A 20627-nucleotide genomic window follows, 5' to 3' on the forward strand; every position below is an offset into this window, starting at 1 on the left:
GGGCGCCTGGTCATGCCTCTGCGTTGCGCGGGTCGACGGTCCGTCTGGCCCGCGCCTTCACCGTCCTGTCACGCACCTCGCCCAGGCAGGCAGAGACAAGCCGGCGACACCCGGCCCTTGCGGCGCTGCACAATCTTCCTAGAATCGAACGATCGTTCTTTTTAACAAAGAACGTCACAGTCAACGCCCCCCTCAAGCACTGCCTGACACAACGAAGGAGCTTCCATGACCGCTGAGTACAAGGTCCACGGCGATGTGGCCGTCATCACGATGAACAATCCGCCGGTCAACGGCCTGGGCCTGGCGACGCGCCAGGGCATCACCGATGGGTTGGCCAAGGCCGAAGCCGATCCGGCCGTCAAGGCCATCGTGCTCACCGGCGCCGGCAAGGCGTTTTCGGGTGGGGCGGACATCCGTGAATTCGGCTCGCCCAAGGCGCTGGCCGAGCCCAACCTGCTGTCGGTGATCCTGGCGGTGGAGAACGCATCCAAGCCGGTCGTGGCCGCGATCCACTCGGTGGCCATGGGCGGCGGCCTGGAGCTGGCCCTGGGTTGTCACTACCGCATTGCCGCGCCCGGCACCAACGTGGCGTTGCCCGAAGTCAAGCTCGGCCTGATCCCTGGCGCTGGTGGCACGCAGCGCCTGCCGCGCGCGCTGGGTGTGGAGCCCGCGCTGAACATGATCGTGAGCGGCGAGCCGGTGAAGAGCGAGATGCTGGCGCAGGTGCCCGGCCAGAAGCTGTTCGACAAACTGGCCGCCTCGGCCGAGAGCCTGGCCGAAGAAGCCTTTGCGCTGGCCCGTGAAGTGGCGGCCAAACACGCGGACGGCAGCGCGCTGCCCAAGGTGCGCAACCTGCCGTGCAAGCACCCGCAAGGCGACGCGTACTTCCAGTTCGCACGCAACATGGTCAAGGGCATGGCGAAGAACTTCCCGGCGCCCGCCAAATGCGTGGACGCGGTGGAAGCCGCGACCAAGAAGAAGTTCGACGACGGCATGGTGTTCGAGCGCGACATCTTCATCAACCTGATGTGGACGCCCGAGTGCCGCGCGCTGCGCCACCTGTTCACCGCCGAACGCGCCGCGAGCAAGATCCCTGACGTGCCGGCCGACACGCCCCAGCGCAACATCGCGTCGGTGGCCGTGATCGGTGCCGGCACCATGGGCGGCGGCATCTCCATGAACTTCCTCAACGCCGGCATCCCGGTGAAGATGCTGGAGATGAAGCAGGAGGCGCTGGACCGTGGCATCGCCACCATCCGCAAGAACTACGAAGCCCAGGTGAAGAAGGGCAAGCTCAAGCAGGACAAGTACGAGCAGCGCATGGCGCTGCTGAGCACCACGCTGAGCTACGACGACATCGGCTCGGCCGACCTCGTGATCGAGGCCGTGTTCGAAGAGATCGGTGTCAAGGAAAAGGTGTTCAAGGAACTCGACCGCGTGATGAAGCCCGGCGCGATCCTGGCCTCCAACACCTCCACACTGGACGTGAACGCCATCGCCAACTTCACCAAACGCCCGCAGGACGTGGTGGGCCTGCACTTCTTCAGCCCGGCCAACGTGATGAAGCTGCTGGAAGTGGTGCGCGGCGAGAAGACCGGCAAGGACGTGATGGCCACCGTGATGACGGTCGCCAAGAAGATCAAGAAGACCGCCGTGGTCTCCGGCGTCTGCGACGGCTTCATCGGCAACCGCATGATCGAGCAGTACGGCCGCCAGGGCGGTTTCCTGCTGGATGAAGGCTGCACGCCCGAGCAGGTGGACAAGGCGATGGAGAAGTTCGGCATGGCCATGGGCCCGTTCCGCATGGGCGACCTGGCCGGCAACGACATCGGCTGGGCGATCCGCAAGCGCCGCTACCAGGAACAGCCGGACATGAAGTACAGCAAGACCGCCGACCTGCTGTGCGAGAAGGGCCGCTTCGGCCAGAAGACCGGCGCCGGCTGGTACGACTACGTGCCGGGCAAGCGCGATGCGATCCCCAACGCCGAAGTGGTGAAGATGATCGAAGACCACCGCAAGTCGCTCGGCATCACGCCGCGCAAGATTTCCGACGAAGAGATCGTGCAGCGCCTGATCTACTCGCTGGTGAACGAGGCCGCGCACATCCTGGAAGAGGGCATTGCCAACAAGGCCAGCGACATCGACGTGGTCTACATCTTCGGCTACGGCTTCCCGATCCACCGCGGCGGTCCGATGATCTACGCCGACACCGTGGGCCTGTTCAACGTGGTGCAGAGCATGAAGCGCTTTGCGAAGAACCCGCTGGACGACGCGAAGTTCTGGGAGCCGGCACCGCTGCTCCAGCGTCTCGTGGCCGAAGGCAAGACCTTCAACTAAGCCCACCGCAAGAACACGACCGAACAGGAGAACATTTCATGACCAACGCCGTCATCGTTTCCACCGCACGCACGCCCCTGGCCAAGAGCTGGAAGGGCGCCTTCAACATGACCCACGGCGCCACCCTCGGCGGCCACGCGGTGCAGCACGCCGTGCAGCGTGCCGGCATCGAAGGCGCTGAAGTGGACGACGTCCTCATGGGCTGCGCCACGCCCGAAGGCGCCACAGGCGCCAACATCGCGCGCCAGATCGCGCTGCGCGCCGGCTTGCCCATCACCACCTCGGGCGTCACCGTCAACCGCTTCTGCTCCTCCGGCCTGCAGACCATTGCCATGGCCGCGCAGCGCATCATCGCCGGTGAGGGTGACGTGTACGTGGCCGGCGGCGTGGAGAGCATTTCCTGCGTGCAGCAGGAGATGAACACCCACATGCTGGCCGACCCGTGGCTGGCCAAGAACAAGCCCGAGATCTACTGGAACATGCTGCAGACCGCCGAGCAGGTGGCCAAGCGTTACAACATCGGCCGCGATGCCATGGACGAGTACGGCGCCGCCAGCCAGCAGAGGGCCACGGCCGCGCTGGAAGCCGGCCTGTTCAAGGCCGAGATCGCGCCCATCACCGTGACCGCCGGCGTGGCCGACAAGGTCATGGGCTTGACCACGAAGCAGGTGACGGTGCAGAACGACGAGGGCATCCGCGCCGGCACCACCTTCGAGGGCATTCACGGCCTGCGCTCGGCGCTGCCGGGTGGCCTGGTCTCGGCAGGCAACGCCAGCCAGTTCAGCGACGGCGGCGGCGCCTGCGTGCTGATGAACGAAACCCTGGCCGAGAAGCGTGGCCTGCAGCCGCTGGGCCGTTTCCTCGGTTTTGCGGTGGCCGGTTGCGAGCCCGACGAAATGGGCATCGGCCCGGTGTTCGCCATCCCCAAGGTGCTGGCGCGCCTGGGTCTCAAGATGGACGACATCGACCTCTGGGAGCTCAACGAAGCCTTCGCGGTGCAGGTGATCTACTGCCGCGACAAGCTGGGCATTCCGGGCGACCGCCTCAACGTCAACGGTGGCGCCATCGCGGTGGGCCACCCCTATGGCGTGTCGGGCCAGCGCCTGACCGGCCATGCGCTGATAGAAGGCAAACGCCGTGGCGCCAAGCGCGTCTGCGTGACGATGTGCATCGGCGGCGGCATGGGCGCGGCCGGCATCTTCGAAGTCCTCTGAAGCCGCCCCGCCATGGCCGAGGCCAGCAGCGTCAGCCCCGAGGAGTTTCTGGCCATGGGGCGCGAGGTGCTGGCAGCCCAGCCGTTCTCGCGCCTCATCGGCGCTGAACTCGCCGCGTTCTCCCGGGGGCGCTGCGAGCTGCATGTGCCCATCGGCGAATCGGTGAAGCAGCAACACGGCTTCGTGCACGGCGGTGTGCTGAGCTACGCCGCCGACAACGCGCTCACCTATGCCGGGGGCAGTGCCCTGGGCTTGCGGGTGGTCACGGCGGAGTTCAAGATCAACTACCTGCGGCCCGCCATCGGCGAGCGGCTGATCGCGCGCGCCGAGGCGGTGCACACCGGCAAGACGCAATCGGTCTGCCGTTGCGATGTGTTCGTGCTCAAGGACGGCGTGGAAAAACTCTGCGCCGTGGCTCAGGGCACCATCGCCGCGCTGCCGCCTCAGAACTGAAGAAGAGACCGATGCCATGAGCCTGCGCCCGACCGTCGATTTTTTGCTGAACGACTGGCTGCACGTCGAGACCCTGAACGGGCGCGAACGTTTCGCCGACCACAGCCGCGAAACCTTCGACGCCGTGCTCGACACCTGCGAGCGCATCGCGCGCGAGAAGTACGCCCCCTTCAACCGCGTGGTGGACACGCAGGAACCGCACTTCGACGGCGAGAAGGTGATCCTGCCGCAGGCCACGCACGACGCGCAGAAGGCCTACGCCGAGAGCGGCATGCTCAGCGCCGCGCAGGACTACGAGGTGGGCGGCATGCAACTGCCCTACACGGTGGAAGCCGCGGCCAACGCGTTTTTTGCCATGGCCTCGGTGAGCATCGGCAGCGGCATGCTCACCACCGGCAACGCCAACCTGCTCATGGTGCACGGCACCGAAGCGCAGAAGAGCGTGTTTGCGCTCAACGAATTCTCGGGCCGCTTTTCGGGAACCATGTGCCTGTCCGAACCGCAGGCCGGTTCGTCGCTGAGCGACGTGGCCACCCGCGCCGTGCCCGATGGCCCCGATTTCCAGAACGACCCGCTCGGGCCGCGTTACCGCCTCAAGGGCAACAAGATGTGGATCTCGGCCGGCGAGCACGAGCTCACCGAGAACATCATCCACCTGGTGCTGGCCAAGATTCCCGACGAGCACGGCAAGCTGGTGCAGGGCACACGCGGCATCTCGCTGTTCATCGTGCCGAAGAAGATGGTGAACACCGCCGGTGAACTGACCGGCGAACGCAACGACGTGGCCCTGGCCGGCCTCAACCACAAGTGCGGCTGGCGCGGCACCACCAATACGCTGCTCAACTTCGGCGAAGGCAAGTACCCGGTGCAGGGCGAGGCCGGTGCCGTGGGTTACCTGGTGGGGCAGGCGGGCAAGGGCCTGCACTGCATGTTCCACATGATGAACGAGGCCCGCATCGGTGTCGGCATGGCCGCCACCATGCTCGGCATGGCGGGTTACCACGCCAGCCTCGACTACGCGAAGAACCGCCCGCAGGGCCGCCCCATGGGCCCGGCCGGCAAAGACCCGGCGCAAGCACCGGTGCGCATCATCGAACACGCCGACGTGAAACGCATGCTGCTGGCACAAAAGGCGTATTGCGAAGGCGCGCTGGCGCTGGAGCTGTACTGCGCGCGCCTGGTGGACGAACAACACACGGCCGACGCCGCCACGGCGGACGATGCGCGCCTGCTGCTGGAGGTGCTCACGCCCATCGCCAAGAGCTGGCCGAGCGAGTGGTGCCTGGAAGCCAACAGCCTGGCGATCCAGATCCACGGCGGTTATGGCTACACGCGCGATTTCCCGGTGGAGCAGTACTGGCGCGACAACCGCCTGAACATGATCCACGAGGGCACACACGGCATCCAGGCCATGGACCTGCTGGGCCGCAAGGTGCTGATGGAAGGTGGCAAGGGCCTGAGCCTGCTGGCCGGGCGCATCAACGACACCATCCAGCGCGCGATCCACATTCCCGAGTTCTCTGCCCACGCCAACGCACTGGGCCAGGCGCTCGCGCAGGTGGGCAAAGCCACGAAAGCCGCCTGGGCCACGGGCGAACCGACCGACGCACTCGCCAACGCCGTGCCCTACCTGCAGGCCTTTGGCCACACCGTGCTGGCCTGGATCTGGCTCGATGTGGCGCTGGCCGTGCAGGCTGCGCCCGAATCAGCCGCGCGCACCGGCCGCCTCGCGGCCATGCGTTTCTTCTTCCACTACGAGCTGCCGAAGATCGGCGCCTGGCTGCAGGTGGTGAGCAGCCGCGACCAGACCTGCGCGGCCCTGCCCGAGGAGGCTTTCTGATGCTGCACCACATCGTCATGTGGAAGATCAAGGCCACGGCCGATGGCAGCAGCCGCGAGGCCAACATCGCCAAGGCCAGGGCGCTGCTCGATGCCTGCGCCCATCTGGTGCCAGGCATGGAGCGCTTCGAGGTGGCGGTGTCGCACGGCGACCTGGAATGCACCCACGACCTGGTGCTCAATAGCAGCTTCACCGACCGAGAAGCGCTGGCCGCGTACCAGAATCACCCCTCGCACGCCGCGCTCAAGCCGTTCATGCGGCTGGTCGTTCAGGACCGCCAGTGCATGGACTACGAGACCTGAGGCCATGAAACACCCCCTGCGCCGCTGTGCGGCTTCCCCCTCTCTAGCGCCTTCGGCTGGCAGGGGGACGGCACCTGGGGCCGGCGGAGCCGGACCCTCTGTGCCTCTGGCCGGCGCTGCTGCACGCGTTCCGGGTCGCGCGCCGACGCGATGAAGAGAACGATACAGATCGACACGACACACTCACCACAGGAGACTACACATGACCCGAACCATTCCCCAACTCTTCGACCTCAAGGGCAAGACCGCCCTGATCACCGGTGGCTCGCGTGGCCTGGGCCTGCAGATGGCACATGCGCTGGGTGAGGCCGGTGCGCGCGTGCTGGTGAGCTCGCGCAAGGCCGAAGACCTGGAGAGCGCCGTGGCCGAACTGCAGGCCGCCAACATCGACGCACGCTGGATCGCGGCCGACTGCTCGAAGGAAGAAGACATCCAGCGCCTGGCGGATGAAAGCCTGCAGCGCCTGGGCGACATCGACATCCTGGTGAACAACGCGGGTGCTGCCTGGGGCGCGCCGGCCGAAGACCATCCGGTGGAAGCCTGGGACAAGGTAATGAACCTCAACGTGCGCAGCTATTTCATCCTGAGCCAGCTGGTCGCCAAACGCAGCATGATCGCGCGCAAGTCGGGCCGCATCATCAACACGGCCTCCATCGCCGGCCTGGGTGGCAACCCCGCGGGCATGAACACCATCGCCTACAACACGTCCAAGGGTGCGGTGATCAACTTCACGCGCGCGCTGGCCGCCGAGTGGGGCAAGTACGGCATCACCGTCAACGCCATCTGCCCGGGCTTCTTCCCGAGCAAGATGACCGTGGGCACGCTCAAGACCATGGGCGAGGAAAAGCTCGCTTCGCACGCGCCGCTGCGCCGCCTGGGCGACGACGAAGACCTCAAGGGTCTGACCGTGCTCTACGCGTCCGACGCCGGCAAACACATCACCGGCCAGTGGCTGGCGGTGGACGGTGGCGTCAGCGTCATCACCGGAGGCTGATCGCTCCATGGAGTTTTCCGTCCGCATCCCTTTCGTCGAGCTGCTCGGCTTCGAACTGCACCGGTTCGAAGGCGGGGAGGCGGAACTGCGCTTCAACCCGGGGCCTGACCACCTGAACTCCTTCGACGTGGTGCACGGCGGCGCCAGCATGACCCTGCTCGACGTGGTCATGGCGCATGCCGCGCGCTCCACCGAGCCCAGCATGGGCGCGGTCACCATCGAGATGAAAACCAGCTTCATGCGCGCCGCCAAAGGGTCTTTGCGGGCCACCGGCCGCACACTGCACCGTACCGCCACAATGGTCTTCACCGAAGGCCAGATTGTTGATGCCGACGGCAAGCTCTGCGCGCACGCCACCGGCACCTTCAAGCTCATGCCGCGCCTGGCCACCGGCCCGGGCAGCACACAAGCCCTCAACCGCATCCGGACCGACTGACTGACTGAGACATCAAAGCCCCCTGCGTCGCTTCGCGCCTTCCCCCCGCCGGAGGGACGGGACCTGCGGCCTGGCAGAGCCAGTTCCGCGGTCTCGCTGGACGCAGCCTCGCATCCCTACACGCACACTGCGTGCCACCCCGTAACCTGATTGACCCGGAGAAACACCATGCCCGCCAACCAACAAATCCTTCTCGACAACCGCCCTGACGGCGAAGCCACCGTCAACAACTTCAAGCTGGTCACCACCCAGACGCCCGCGCTGGCCGATGGCCAGGTGCTGGTGCGCCACCATTTCCTGAGCCTGGACCCGTACATGCGCGGCCGCATGAACGACAGCAAGAGCTACGCGGCCTCGCAGCCGCTGGGCGAAGTCATGATCGGCGGCACCGTGGGCGAGGTGGCCGAATCAAAGAACCCCAAGTTCCAGCCCGGCGACAAGGTCGTGGGCATGGGCGGCTGGCAGGAATACAGCGTGGTCGATGCCGCCCAACCCGGCGCGCTGCGCAAGGTCGACACCACGCACGTGCCGCTGTCGCACTACCTGGGCGCCGTCGGCATGCCCGGCGTGACCGCCTGGTACGGCCTGGTGAAGCTCATCAACCCCAAGGCCGGCGACACCGTGGTGGTGAGCGCCGCCACCGGTGCGGTGGGCAGCGCCTTCGGCGCGCTGGCCAAGGCCCGTGGCTGCCGCGCGGTCGGCATTGCCGGCGGCCCGGAGAAGTGCAAGTACGCGGTGGAAGAGCTGGGCTTCGACGCCTGCGTCGACTACAAGCTGCACAAGGACGCGCACTCGCTGTCCAAGGCGCTCAAGGAAGCCTGCCCCGATGGCATCGACGGCTACTTTGAAAACGTCGGCGGCATGGTGCTCGACGCCGTGCTGCTGCGCATGAACGCCTTCGGCCGCATCGCGGTCTGCGGCATGATCGCCGGCTACGACGGCAAGCCGATGCCGCTGGCCAACCCGGCGCTGCTGCTGGTCAACCGCATCCGCCTGGAAGGTTTCATCATCGCCGAGCACATGGAAGTGTGGCCCGAAGCCCTGACCGAACTCGGCCAGCTGGTGGGCAGCGGCAAGCTGCGCCCGCGCGAGAGCGTGGCGCAAGGCATTGCGGCAGCGCCCGAGGCTTTCCTGGGCCTGCTCAAAGGCAAGAACTTCGGCAAGCAGCTGGTCAAGCTGATCTAACCCCCGCGCCGCCTTCGGCGTCACCCCTTCGGGGGGCGCCACTGGCGGCCCGGCGGAGCTGGTTCCGCGGTGGCTCTGGATGGGCGCCGCTTCTACTTTTGGAGGTTTGCCGTGAACGCCACCCATGAAGTGTTCAACCAGCCCGCGCCGCTGGTGGATGTGAACCTGTTCGAAGGCAACCGAGCCATGCAGGCGGCGCTGAAGTTCAACGCGCCGTCGCTCGACACCGCGCCGCTGCGGGCACTGGGTGCCAAGGCCGGCAGCGGCGAGATGCAGACCCATGCACGGCTGGCCAATGTGCACACGCCCGAACTCAAGACGCACAACCGCTTCGGCCAGCGCATCGACCAGGTGGAGTTCCACCCGAGTTACCACGCGCTGATGACGGCCGCCACCGGCGCCGGCCTGCACGGCACCGCGTTTTCGGCCGAGCAGCAGGACAGCGGCCACGCCCACCAGCTGCGTGCCGCCGGCTTCATGCTGTTCACCGAGCTGGAGCCCTCCATCCTGTGCCCGATCTCCATGAGCTACGCGGTCACGCCCGCGCTCAAGGACAACGCCGCCATCTACAAGGACTGGGCGCCCGGCCTCACCAGCCGCGCCTACGATCCCGCGCTCAAGGTCTGGCGCGACAAGCCCGGCCTGACCATGGGCATGGGCATGACGGAGAAGCAGGGCGGCTCCGACGTGCGCGCCAACACCACACGCGCCGAAGCCGTGGGCAGCGACGCCTGGGGTGAGCGTTACCAGGTGACGGGCCACAAGTGGTTCTTCTCGGCGCCGATGTGCGACGCCTTCCTGGTCCTGGCGCAAACCACCAGCGGCCTGAGCTGCCTGTTCCTGCCGCGCGTGCTGCCCGACGGCACGCTCAACCAGATATTCATCCAGCGCCTGAAGGACAAGCTGGGCAACAAGGCCAACGCGAGTTCCGAGGTGGAATTCGTCGGCGCGAGTGCCTGGTTGGTTGGCGACGAAGGGCGCGGCGTGCCGCAGATCCTGGCCATGGGCACCATGACGCGGCTCGACTGCGCGCTCGGCACCAGCGGCCTGATGCGCCAGGCCCTGTCCATCGCACTGAACCACACCGCGCAGCGCAAGGCCTTCGGCAAGGCGCTGATCGACCAGCCGCTGATGAAGAACGTGCTGGCCGACCTGGCGCTGGAATCCGAAGCCGCCACCGCGCTGGCCCTGCGCCTGGCGCGCAGCTTCGACCGCGCCAACGACCCGCACGAGCAGGTGATGACGCGCCTGCTGACGCCGGTGGCCAAGTTCTGGATCTGCAAACGCGGCAGCCACTTCGCCCAGGAGGCCATGGAGTGCCTGGGCGGCAACGGCTACGTGGAAGAGGGCGGCGAGGGCGTCATGGCCCGCATCTACCGCGAGATGCCGCTCAACTCCATCTGGGAAGGCGCCGGCAACATCATGGCGCTCGACCTGCTGCGCGCCCTGCGCAAGGCCGATGCCGCGGCCGCGCTGGCGCAAGAACTCAAACCCGCACGCGGCATGCACCCGGCGCTGGACCACCTGGCCGAACGCTTGCCCGCACGCGTCGAGGAAATGGCCACCGAAATGGAGGCGCGCCGCCTCGCGCAAGACGTGGCGCTGGCCGTGCAGGCCGCCTTGCTGGCGCAAACCGCGCCCGCCGCCGTGTTCGGCGCCTTCTGCGAATCGCGCCTGGGCGGCCGCTGGGGCCACAGCTTCGGCTCGCTCGACGCCGGCACCGACTTCGATGCCATCATCCAACGCGCCATGCCACGCTGAACAGCACACCAATCCACAGGGCCCGCCCCATGTTCGACTCTACGTCCGATCTCATCCTGCACCACTACGCCAGCTCGCCTTTTTCCGAAAAGGTGCGCCTGATGCTGGGCCACAAACACCTGGCCTGGCAGAGCGTGAACATCCCGCGCATCCTGCCCAAGCCCGACGTGCTCGCGCTCACCGGCGGTTACCGCCGCACGCCTTTCCTGCAGGTTGGCGCCGACATCTTCTGCGACACCGCGCTGATCTGCGACGTGCTGGAACACCGCCAACCCACGCCGCCGCTGTACCCCGAGCACCACAAGGGCGTGGCGCGCGTGCTGGCGCAGTGGGCCGACAGCACGCTGTTCTGGGCCGCCATGGGCCACAACCTCAGCCCCAAGGGCGCGGCCGCCCTGTTCGCCGGCCAACCACCCGAAGCCGCACAGGCCTTTGCGGCCGACCGGGGCGCCATGCGTGGCGGCATGACCAGCCTGCGCCCGGGCGACGCCACCGCCGCCTACCGCAGTTACCTGCGCCGCCTTGCGACCATGGTGGAAGAGCAGCCCTTCCTGCTGGGCGCGGCACCGTGCGTGGCCGACTTCGCGGCCTACCACCCGCTGTGGTTCACCCGCGTGGTCACCCCGGCCGTGGCCGGTGTGCTGGATGCCACGCCACAGCTGATCGAATGGATGGACCGCATGGCCGCAATCGGCCACGGCAAGATGAGCAAGATGTCGGCCTCCGATGCCATCGCCATCGCCATCGCCGCTGCCGCCGAACCGGCGCCGCTGGGCGACGAGGTGTTCCAGGACGATCACCACATTCCGCTCGGCAGCCGCGTCACCGTGGCCGCCGAGTCGTTCGGGCAGGAGCCCACCGAGGGCATTCTGCGCGCCGCCACGCGCACCCGCTACACGCTGGAGCGCGAGGACGCAAGGGCAGGGCGGCTGCACGTGCACTTTCCGCGCATCGGTTATGTCTTGAGGGAAGTGCGCGTTTGAGAGTCACCGAACTGCGCTGGCGCTGCCTGCCCTTTGACGCCTTGCACGCCCGCACGCTCTATGCCTTGCTGCAACTGCGCACCGAGGTCTTTGTGATGGAACAGGCCTGCATCTTTCAAGACATGGACGGCGCCGACGCCGCGTGTTTCCACCTGCTCGGCGAAGCGGCCGACACCGGCGTGCTGGTGGCCAGCGCGCGCCTGGTGCCGGCCGGCCTGAAGTTCACCGAGGCCAGCATCGGCCGAGTGGTCACGCGGCCCGACGCGCGCGGCGGCGGCCTGGGCCATGTGCTGATGCGCGAAGCGGTGAGCGCCCTGCACGGCCTGTGGGGCGTGCAGCCGATCCGCATCGGCGCGCAGGCGCGGCTGGAGGCGTTTTACCGCCAGCACGGCTTTGTGCCCGATGGCGGGATCTACATCGAAGACGGCATCGACCACATTGAAATGACGCGAGCCGCCTGAGCCTTTCACACCACAACACACAGGAGACAACAAGATGATTCAGGACTTCAAGGGCAAGACCGCGGTGCTCACCGGCGCGGGCTCGGGCTTCGGCCTGGAGTGCGCGCGCATCGGTGCGAAGCTGGGCATGAACCTGGTGCTGGTGGATGTGCAGCAGGACGCGCTCGACAAAGCCACGGCCGAGCTGCAGGCCACCGGCGTGCAACTGCTCTCGCGCAAGGTTGACGTGTCGGATCAGGCGCAGATGGAAGCCCTGGCCGCCGACGTGTTCAAGACCTTCGGCGCTCCGCACTTCGTCTTCAACAACGCGGGCGTGGGCTCGGCCGGCCTGATCTGGGAAAACTCGGTGAAAGACTGGGAGTGGGTGCTGGGCGTCAACGTCTGGGGCGTGATCCACGGCGTGCGCCTGTTCACCCCGATGATGCTGGACGCTGCCAGCAAAGACCCGAACTGGCGCGGCCACATCGTCAACACCGCCAGCATGGCCGGCCTGCTCACACCGCCCAACATGGGCATCTACAACGTGAGCAAGCACGCCGTGGTGAGCCTGACCGAAACGCTTTACCAGGATCTGAAGCTGGTGAGCGACCAGCTCAGCGCCAGCGTCTTGTGCCCGTACTTCGTGCCCACCGGCATCAGCCAGAGCCACCGCAACAAGCCGGCCGACCTGGCCGACGAGAAGGCCACGCAAAGCCAGCTGATCGGTCAGGCCATGAGCGACAAGGCGGTGAGCTCGGGCAAGGTGACGGCGGCCGAGGTGGCGCAGCTGGTGTTCGACGCCATCAGCGCCGACCGCTTCTACATCTTCAGCCACCCGCGCGCGCTGGGCAATGTGCGCGCGCGCATGGAAGGCATCGTGAACATCACCAACCCGGCCGACCCGTTCCTCGAACGGCCCGAGATCGGCGTCGGCCTGCGCGCGGCCTTGCGCAAGGCATAGCATGAGCCGGGCACCATGTCATGCGCTGCACGCGGCGCTCTGCGAGGTGGGGCGCTGACATGGGCGAGGGCGGCCATGCCCTGTTTGACACCGCGCTCGGTGCCTGCGGCGTGGCCTGGGATGCCGGCGGCGTGCTGGCGGTGCAACTGCCCGAACCCGACGCAGCCGGCACGCGCCGGCGCCTGCTGAAGGGCCTGCCGCCTTTGCCCGAGAGCAGCACACCACCGCCCGAAGCCCGGGCCGTCATCGAGGGTGTGCAGGCCCTGCTGGCGGGGCAGTCGCGCAGCGACCTGCGCGAGCTGGCTCTCAACATGGACCGCCTCACACCGTTCCAGCGCGAGGTGTACGCCATCGCCCGCGCGATTCCACCCGGCCAGGCCCGCACCTACGGCGAGATCGCACGCGAGCTGGGCGACGTGGGCCTGTCACGCGCGGTCGGGCAGGCGCTTGGCCACAACCCGTTCGCCCCGGTCGTGCCCTGCCACCGCGTGCTGGCCGCCGGCAACCGGCCCGGTGGTTTCTCGGCCGAGGGCGGCACCGTGACCAAGATGCGCATGCTGGCGATCGAAGGCGCCTGGCCTCAGGGCACGGCGCCCTTGTTTGACGATCTCTGAACGGCGTCGACCGCCGGCCGGGTCCGCTTGAGCTGCGGTGCGAGAGAAAACGGCCGCTCCACCAGCAGGAACAAGGCCGCGGAGGGCAACAAGGTCACCACAAACATGGGGGCCAGCATGGCCCAGAAGAACCAGCTGCCGAACTGCACCCCGGGCAGCACGCGCGAGAGCAGCAGGAACGCGGCGCTGATCGTCAGGCCGTGGATGAGGTAGTACGAGTAGCTCATGTTGCCGAGCCAGCGCAACGGCGTCCAGCAGAACGCGCGCGCCAGCAGCGAGTTTGGCCGGCTGAAGCAGGCCAGGCAGAACACCAGCAGGGCAGCGCTCTGGATCACGTAGCTCAGCACCACCGTGAAGGCATCCCAGGGGATGGAGGTAGCCGTGGCCGAGATGCCGATCATCAGGGCCATCGCCCCCACCAGGCTCGACGGTGCCCAGGCGCGCTGCGAAGACAACACCTCGTGCAGCAGGACTCCGGCGAAAAACCCCAGCATGCGCAGCGGACCGGCGTACGCCATGCAATAGGCACACAACAGCAGCGCCAAACCGATGAAGAAGATGCAGCGCAGCTCCCGGCTGCGGCGGCGCAGGGCGAACAGCGTGATCACCAGCGGGATCATCAGGTAGAAGAACATCTCGTAGCTCAGTGACCACGCCACCGTGATCATGGGCGGTATCGGAAACAGGCCCGGCAACAGCAGGAAGTTCTGCAGCAGATACACAGACCCGCCCAACCAGGACAGGGGAATCTTGTTTTCCGACGGAAACGCGAACGACAGCGCGATGTACAGCAGAAACACCGGGATGAAGGTCGGGTAGATGCGCTGTATGCGCCGCGCCATGAAACGCGCAAAGGGCTGCGGCCGGCCGATCAGCGAGCCGTAGATCAGGTAGCCGCTCAGCACGAAGAACAGGTCCACACCGGTGCCACCGATGGTGTGCAGGGTGTCGAGCCCCGACATGAAACCTTCACCCGCCGAGAGGAACGGCCTGGAGATGCTCACGTAGTGCACCAGGAACACCAGAAAGACCGCGAAACCCCGCATGCCCTCCATGGATTGCTGGTTGTGGATCTGTCCGCGGGACAGTTCGAACTGTTCTCTCAACCAAAGCATGGCGCTTGTTTCCAGGAGGGCATGAAGTGGAAGGCCTGTGGTCGGCCCATGGAGGCAAGCCGCAGCCGGTGGGGCTCGCCGGGCGCCACGAGTATAGGGCTGTGGTGTGCCGGGCCGGGCCTCCATGTGCCCGCGCGGCGAGCCCTGTTCCAGGAAAGTGCCACGCACGTTTCGCCGCGCTGAAATCGGCGTCAGAGTCGTCACCAGGGCGACATCCACCCCCTCCCCACCAGGGTTTTGGCCTGCCGAAGCGCATGAAACCGGGGTCAATCGAAATAATTATTTGTACGCTTGTGCAAAAATACCGCGCGAAGCACCGCTCCGCGCGTGTATCCGGACATTGAAAGGCATTCCCTCCATGACGAACAGAGATTCGCTCACTCCAACCACCAAGGCACCAGGGCGATGGCCGCTGGTGTTGTTTGGTGTCATCCTGGCCCTCATCGGCCTCGCGCTGGCCATTGGCGGCGTGCGCCTGGCGACGCTGGGTGGCTCCTGGTATTACCTCATCACCGGCGTGGCGCTGGTGCTCAGCGGCGCGCTGTTCGCGCGCAGCCGCATCGCCGGCTTCTGGCTGTTTGCGGCCGTGTTCGTCGGCACCGTGGTGTGGTCGCTGACCGAAGTGGGCCTGGAGTTCTGGCCGCTGGTGCCGCGCCTGGCGCCGGTGCTGGTGCTGGCGCTGCTGGCTTTCCTGGTGTTGCCGCGCATCACGCGCCGCAGCGGTCCGGCCTGGGTGGGTGCGGGTGCCACGGCCGTCGTGCTGGCGGCCGGTGGCATCTCGATGTTCACGCCGCACGGCGTGATCGAAGGCTCTGCCTCGGTGGGTGTGGCTGGTGCCGCGCCGGTCGAAACGGGTCCGACGAGCTGGCAGCACTATGGCCGCACGCCGAACGGCACGCGTTACGCGCCGTTCAACGAAATCAACACGGACAACGTCAAGCAGCTCGACGTGGCCTGGACCTTCCGCACCGGCGAAATCGCCGGCCCGGGTTCGGAAAACCAGAACACGCCCACGCAGATCGGTGACACGGTCTACGTCTGCACGCCGCGCAACAAGGTGTTCGCACTGGATGCCGACAGCGGCGAACAGAAGTGGACCTTCGACCCCGAGGCCAACGCCAAGATCTGGAACCGCTGCCGCGGTGTGGCGTACTACGAGCCGGCTTCGGTGAACGCCCGTGTCGGCGACATCCCGGCCCCGGCACCGTCCGCCGCCTGCGCCCAGCGCATCGTGATGACCACGGTCGACGCGCGCCTGATCCAGCTCGACGCCAAGACCGGCGAACCCTGTGCCGGCTTCGGCACCGGTGGCACGGTGGACCTGAAGCAGGGCATGGGCGAAGTCAAGCCGATGTACTACTTCCAGACCTCCATGCCAACCGTGGTGCGCAACCTCGTGGTGGTGGGTGGCTGGGTGTTTGACGGCCGCGACATCGACGAGCCTTCGGGCGTGGTGCGTGCGTTCAGCGCCGACACCGGTGAACTGGTCTGGGCCTGGGACCTGGGCAACCCGAACATCACCAAGCTGCCGCCTCCCGGCGAGAGCTACACCCGCAGCACGCCCAACGTCTGGTCCACCCCGGCGTTCGACGACAAGCTCGGCCTGATCTACCTGCCCACCGGCAACAACCCGCCCGACTTCTGGGGTGCACAGCGCTCCGAAGCGTCGGAAGCCTATTCGGCAGCCATCGTGGCCGTGGACGTGACCACCGGCAAGGAACGCTGGAAGTTCCAGACCGTGCACCACGACATCTGGGACTATGACGTGCCAGCGCAGCCGGCGCTCTACGACGTGCCGGACGGCAAGGGCGGCACCGTGCCGGCCCTGATCCAGATCACCAAGCGTGGCCAGACCTTCATGCTCGACCGCCGCGACGGCACGCCGATCGCCGAAGTCAAGGAACTGCCGGTGCCGCAAGGCGCCCAAGAAGGCGACTGGGTCAGCAAGACGCAGCCGTACTCGGTGGGCATGCCCGCCATCGGCAACGAGCCGCTGTCCGAAGCCCGCATGTGGGGCGCCACCTGGTTCGACCAGCTGGCTTGCCGCATCGCGTTCAAGCAACTGCGTTACGAAGGCGAGTTCACCCCGCCCACCACCACGCCCAGCCTGATCTACCCCGGCTACTACGGCGGCATGAACTGGGGCAGCGCCTCGATCGACGAGCACAACGGCATCCTGATCGTCAACGACATCCGCATGCCGCAACTGGTGCGCCTGGTGCCGCGTGCCGATGTGGACGAAAAGAAGATCACGCTCGGCCACGGTGTCGGCATGCACCCGCAAGCCGGTACGCCGTATGCGATCACGCAACAGGCCTTCAACTCGCCGCTGGGCATTCCTTGCCACGCGCCCGCCTGGGGCATGGTCACCGGCATCGACCTGAAGACCCGCCAGGTGATCTGGCAGCGTCCTGCCGGCACGGTGCAAGACACCGTGGTGCAGGGCGTCAAGGCCCGCCTGCCAGTGCCGATCGGCATGCCCACGCTGGGCGGCCCGATCACCACCGCCGGTGGCCTGACCTTCCACGCCGGCACGCAAGACTACTTCCTGCGCGCCTATGACACGCTGACCGGCAAGGAACTCTGGAAGGGCCGCCTGCCCGTGGGTGGCCAGGCCACGCCAATGAGCTATGTGTCGCCCACGAGCGGCCAGCAGTACGTGGTGATCTCCGCCGGTGGCGCGCGCCAGTCGCCCGACCGCGGCGACTACGTGGTGGCTTACCGCCTGAAGAAGTAATCTGACCCGACCAAAAAACCGCGGGCGCTGGCGTTTCCAGCGGCCCGCGGTTTTTTTTCGCCTGGCGCAGGGCCAGGCCCCGGCGCTCAGGCCGGTTGTTGCCCGGGCTCGGCGTCGGGCTCGGCCTTTTTCACGGCGTTGCCCAGCACCAGGTCGCGCCCGGCGAACAGGCCACCCGCGGCCTCCAGCGCCATGCGCTCGGCATCGCGCCGGCGCAGTTGCTCCATGACCTCGTCGGCTTCGTCTTCCACCGCGCCCAGGCTCAGCAGCGCCTGGCGGCCCATGGCCATGGCAGATTCAAAAGTCTCGCGCACCAGGTAGGCCACCTCGGCCTTGCGCAGCGCCAGCACGTGTTCGCGGTCAAACGCGCGCACCAGCAGCTCGGCGTGCGGGAATTCGTGGCGCGCCAGTTCCGCGATGCGCGTGGCGGCTTCCGGGTTGTCGATGCAGACCAGGATGGCCTGCGCCTTGTGGGCGCCGGCGGCGTGCAGCACGTCGGCGCGGCAGCCGTCGCCGTAATAGACCTTGAAGCCGTAACGCTCGGCGTCGCGGATCATCTGCACGTTGTTGTCGATGATGGTGATGCTCGCGCCGCGCGCAATCACGCCCTGGCTGGCGATCTGGCCGAACCGGCCGAAGCCGATCACCAGCACGCTGGCGCTCTGGCCGCCGGCGGTGTCGATGCCGTCCATGGACTCGCCCGCGACATGCCGGGCCGCCATGCGCTGGTGCACCACCACGACCAGCGGCGTCAGCGCCATGGACAGCACCACGATGGCCGTCATGTTGGCGTTGACCACCGGGTCGATCACGCGCGCGCCCAGCGCCGCGGCGAACAGCACGAAGGCGAACTCACCGCCTTGCGCCATCAGCACCGCGCGGTCAACGGCGTCGGCGTGTGAACTCTTGGCCAGGCGCGCGACGATGTAGATGCACAGCGCCTTGACGATCATCATTGCCACCACGCCGGCCAGGATGATCGGCCAGTTGCGCGCCACGGCGGCCAGGTCGAGCGACATGCCCACGCTGAGGAAGAACAGGCCCAGCAGCAGGCCGCGGAAGGGCTCGATGTCGGCCTCCAGCTGGTGGCGGAAGGTGGATTCGGACAGCAGCACACCGGCCAGGAAAGCGCCCATGGCCATGGACAGGCCGCCCACTTCCATCAGCAGCGCCGCGCCCAGCACCACCAGCAGGGCGGCAGCGGTCATCACCTCGCGCGCCTTGGCATTGGCAAGAATGCGGAACAGCGGGTTGAGCAGCCACACACCCGCGGCCACCAGCGCCACCAGTGCGCCCAGGGCCATGCCGATGTTGGCCCAGCGCGAGGTGGTGGCGGCCACCGCGCCGCCCGCGTCGGTGGGCGCCATGAAGGCCACCACCGCCAGCAACGGCACGATCAGCAAGTCTTCAAACAGCAGGATGGCCACGATCTTCTGCCCACGCGGCTGCGCCATGTCGCCACGCTCACCGAGCAGCTGCATCACCACGGCGGTGGAGGTGAGCACAAAACCCATGGCGCACACGAAGGACACGCCGAGCGGAAAGCCGAACGCCAGCCCGACCCCGGTGAGCAGCAGGCCGCACACCACCACCTGCATGCTGCCCAGCCCGAAGATGGCGCGCCGCAGGCCCCAGAGGTATGAGGGCTGCATCTCCAGCCCGATCACAAAGAGGTACATCACCACCCCCAGCTCGGCGGTGTGCAGGATGGTGGCCGGGTCGTTGATCAGGCCCATGCCGAACGGGCCGATGGCCAGCCCGCCGGCCAGATAACCCAGCACCGAGCCCAGGCCCAGGCGTTTGAACAAGGGCACCGCCACCACGGCGGCGCCCAGCAGGGTCACGACTTTGAGCAGGTCGCCTGCGCTACTTTCTACGGCCATGAGAAGGTTCTCCGAGGGGTGGGGGAGGGGGTATAGCGGGATGGGAGAGTACAACGAAATTGTGACTTTCAGCGCAAGGCCACATACCAGATCGGCCCGGTTTTTTCGCCGGCAAGGCCATCGCCCGAGGTAGCGACAATATGGGATGTTCTTTACCCGTTACCTCAAGATGGCCCTGATCCTGGGCCTGCTCACCGCCATTGGCCCCTTCGCCATCGACATGTACCTGCCGGCCCTGCCCAACATCGGGGCCAGCCTGGGCGCCGATGTCGGAGCCGTGCAGTTCAGCCTCACCGCGTTCTTCCTCGCGCTCGGTTTCGGCCAGCTGCTGTACGGCCCGATTTCCGACATGGTGGGCCGCAAACCGCCGCTGTACTTCGGCCTGATCCTGTTCACCCTGGCCAGCGTCGGCTGCGCGCTCGCCTCCGACATCCAGACCCTGGTGGCGCTGCGCTTCCTGCAAGGCCTGGGCGCGGCCGCCGGCATGGCGATTCCGCGCGCCGTGGTGCGCGACCTGCACACCGGCACCGACGCCGCGCGCCTCATGTCGCTGCTGATGCTGGTGTTCAGCGTCTCGCCCATCCTCGCCCCGCTGGCGGGCAGCGGCGTGATCGCCATGGCCGGCTGGCGCGGCGTGTTCTGGGCCGTGGCGCTGGCCTCGGTGGCCGGCCTGGTGCTGATCTACACCACGCTGCAGGAAACCCGCAGCGCCGCCGACCGCGTGGAAAGCAGCCTGGGCAGCGCCTTGCGCGCCTACGGCCTGCTGCTGCGCGACTGGCATTACCTCGGCCTGGTCGGCATCGGCGGCACCGCCATGGCCGGCTTCTTCGTTTACCTGGCCGGCTCGCCCTTCGTGCTCATCAACCACTACGGCCTCACGCCCGTGCAGTACAGCCTGGCGTTCTCGTTCAACGCCATCGCCTTCATCGGCGCCTCGCAGTTCACCGCCATGCTTGGCCGGCGCTTCGGCCTGGTGCGGCTGGTGAAAGCCGCGGCCACCGCCTCGGGCATCACCATGACCGCGCTGCTGGCCTACTACCTGGCGGGCGGCGACGAGCTGTGGGTGCTGATCACCCTGTACTTCATCGCCAGCGCCTTCATGGGCCTGGTGATTCCCACCTCGTCCGTGCTGGCGCTGGAGAAACACGGCGCCATTGCCGGCACCGCCTCGGCCCTGCTGGGCACGCTGCAGATGCTGGCCGGCGCCGCCGCCATGGCCATCGTCAGCCTGTTCGCCAACGGCGAGCCGCTGCCCATGGTGATCGGCATGGCCACGGGCGCGCTGATCGGCGTGTCCCTCACGTGGATCACCCTGTCGGGCGATGCCAGCCGGCACCTGGTGGCCGAGACGCACGGTTGACGGTGCCCGCGC

The 20627-nt window shown here is 67.2% G+C and carries 17 protein-coding genes; 15 read left to right on the forward strand and 2 right to left on the reverse strand.

Translation table 11 applies throughout. The features are described from left to right. Positions 1–225 precede the first annotated feature (225 nt). The 13 genes from HPA01S_RS01070 (at position 226) to HPA01S_RS01130 (ending at position 13520) form a co-directional block, all read left to right on the forward strand. Complete coding sequence (locus tag HPA01S_RS01070) at positions 226–2337, forward strand: 3-hydroxyacyl-CoA dehydrogenase NAD-binding domain-containing protein (RefSeq protein WP_066265535.1); 2112 nt, start codon at positions 226–228, stop codon at positions 2335–2337. Between the two features lie 38 nt (positions 2338–2375). Beyond that, entirely contained in the window at positions 2376–3551 is a 1176-nt protein-coding gene (locus HPA01S_RS01075; RefSeq protein WP_066265538.1) for an acetyl-CoA C-acyltransferase, read from the forward strand. Between the two features lie 12 nt (positions 3552–3563). After that, a complete protein-coding gene (locus HPA01S_RS01080; protein WP_066265540.1) occupies positions 3564–4004 on the forward strand; it encodes a PaaI family thioesterase in 441 nt (146 codons plus the stop codon). Between the two features lie 16 nt (positions 4005–4020). Further along, complete coding sequence (locus HPA01S_RS01085; RefSeq protein ID WP_066265542.1) at positions 4021–5844, forward strand: acyl-CoA dehydrogenase; 1824 nt, start codon at positions 4021–4023, stop codon at positions 5842–5844. Next, entirely contained in the window at positions 5844–6146 is a 303-nt protein-coding gene (locus HPA01S_RS01090; RefSeq protein WP_066265545.1) for a Dabb family protein, read from the forward strand. Before HPA01S_RS01085 ends, HPA01S_RS01090 begins: the two co-directional genes overlap by 1 nt. Before the next feature lie 202 nt (positions 6147–6348). Continuing rightward, the gene (locus HPA01S_RS01095; RefSeq protein WP_066265551.1) at positions 6349–7140 is read left to right on the forward strand and encodes an SDR family oxidoreductase; all 792 of its coding nucleotides are present in this window, start codon (positions 6349–6351) and stop codon (positions 7138–7140) included. A gap of 7 nt (positions 7141–7147) precedes the next feature. Next, the gene (locus HPA01S_RS01100) at positions 7148–7576 is read left to right on the forward strand and encodes a PaaI family thioesterase (protein WP_066265553.1); all 429 of its coding nucleotides are present in this window, start codon (positions 7148–7150) and stop codon (positions 7574–7576) included. A 168-nt stretch (positions 7577–7744) separates the two neighbouring features. Beyond that, positions 7745–8761 carry an NADP-dependent oxidoreductase gene (locus tag HPA01S_RS01105; protein WP_066265555.1) on the forward strand — a complete coding sequence of 339 codons (1017 nt, stop codon included), beginning with the start codon at positions 7745–7747 and terminating at the stop codon, positions 8759–8761. A gap of 111 nt (positions 8762–8872) precedes the next feature. Next, the gene (locus tag HPA01S_RS01110; RefSeq protein WP_066265558.1) at positions 8873–10522 is read left to right on the forward strand and encodes an isovaleryl-CoA dehydrogenase; all 1650 of its coding nucleotides are present in this window, start codon (positions 8873–8875) and stop codon (positions 10520–10522) included. 29 nt (positions 10523–10551) lie between these two features. Further along, the gene (locus HPA01S_RS01115) at positions 10552–11505 is read left to right on the forward strand and encodes a glutathione S-transferase family protein (RefSeq protein WP_066265561.1); all 954 of its coding nucleotides are present in this window, start codon (positions 10552–10554) and stop codon (positions 11503–11505) included. Next, a complete protein-coding gene (locus HPA01S_RS01120) occupies positions 11502–11966 on the forward strand; it encodes a GNAT family N-acetyltransferase (RefSeq protein WP_066265563.1) in 465 nt (154 codons plus the stop codon). Before HPA01S_RS01115 ends, HPA01S_RS01120 begins: the two co-directional genes overlap by 4 nt. A gap of 34 nt (positions 11967–12000) precedes the next feature. Further along, positions 12001–12906, forward strand: coding sequence for an SDR family oxidoreductase (locus HPA01S_RS01125; protein ID WP_066265566.1), 906 nt, complete (start codon positions 12001–12003; stop codon positions 12904–12906). A gap of 59 nt (positions 12907–12965) precedes the next feature. Beyond that, positions 12966–13520 carry a methylated-DNA--[protein]-cysteine S-methyltransferase gene (locus HPA01S_RS01130; RefSeq protein ID WP_066265573.1) on the forward strand — a complete coding sequence of 185 codons (555 nt, stop codon included), beginning with the start codon at positions 12966–12968 and terminating at the stop codon, positions 13518–13520. Here HPA01S_RS01130 and HPA01S_RS01135 read toward each other — a convergent pair. Then, a complete protein-coding gene (locus HPA01S_RS01135; RefSeq protein WP_066265575.1) occupies positions 13487–14635 on the reverse strand; it encodes an acyltransferase family protein in 1149 nt (382 codons plus the stop codon). The two genes, HPA01S_RS01130 and HPA01S_RS01135, sit on opposite strands and share 34 nt — an antisense overlap. Before the next feature lie 358 nt (positions 14636–14993). On the opposite strand from HPA01S_RS01135, the gene HPA01S_RS01140 reads away from it, so the two are divergent. Then, complete coding sequence (locus HPA01S_RS01140) at positions 14994–17372, forward strand: membrane-bound PQQ-dependent dehydrogenase, glucose/quinate/shikimate family (protein ID WP_066265578.1); 2379 nt, start codon at positions 14994–14996, stop codon at positions 17370–17372. Positions 17373–17458: 86 nt separating this feature from the next. Here the strand turns inward: HPA01S_RS01140 and HPA01S_RS01145 are convergent, their stop codons facing one another. Continuing rightward, positions 17459–19255, reverse strand: a complete 1797-nt coding sequence (locus tag HPA01S_RS01145) for a monovalent cation:proton antiporter-2 (CPA2) family protein (protein ID WP_066265580.1) — start codon at positions 19253–19255, stop codon at positions 17459–17461. Between the two features lie 145 nt (positions 19256–19400). Between HPA01S_RS01145 and HPA01S_RS01150 the strand changes: the two genes are divergently transcribed. Further along, the gene (locus HPA01S_RS01150) at positions 19401–20615 is read left to right on the forward strand and encodes a multidrug effflux MFS transporter (RefSeq protein WP_066265582.1); all 1215 of its coding nucleotides are present in this window, start codon (positions 19401–19403) and stop codon (positions 20613–20615) included. Positions 20616–20627 lie beyond the last annotated feature (12 nt).

This window comes from Hydrogenophaga palleronii NBRC 102513 (assembly GCF_001571225.1).
GTDB lineage: Bacteria > Pseudomonadota > Gammaproteobacteria > Burkholderiales > Burkholderiaceae_C > Hydrogenophaga > Hydrogenophaga palleronii.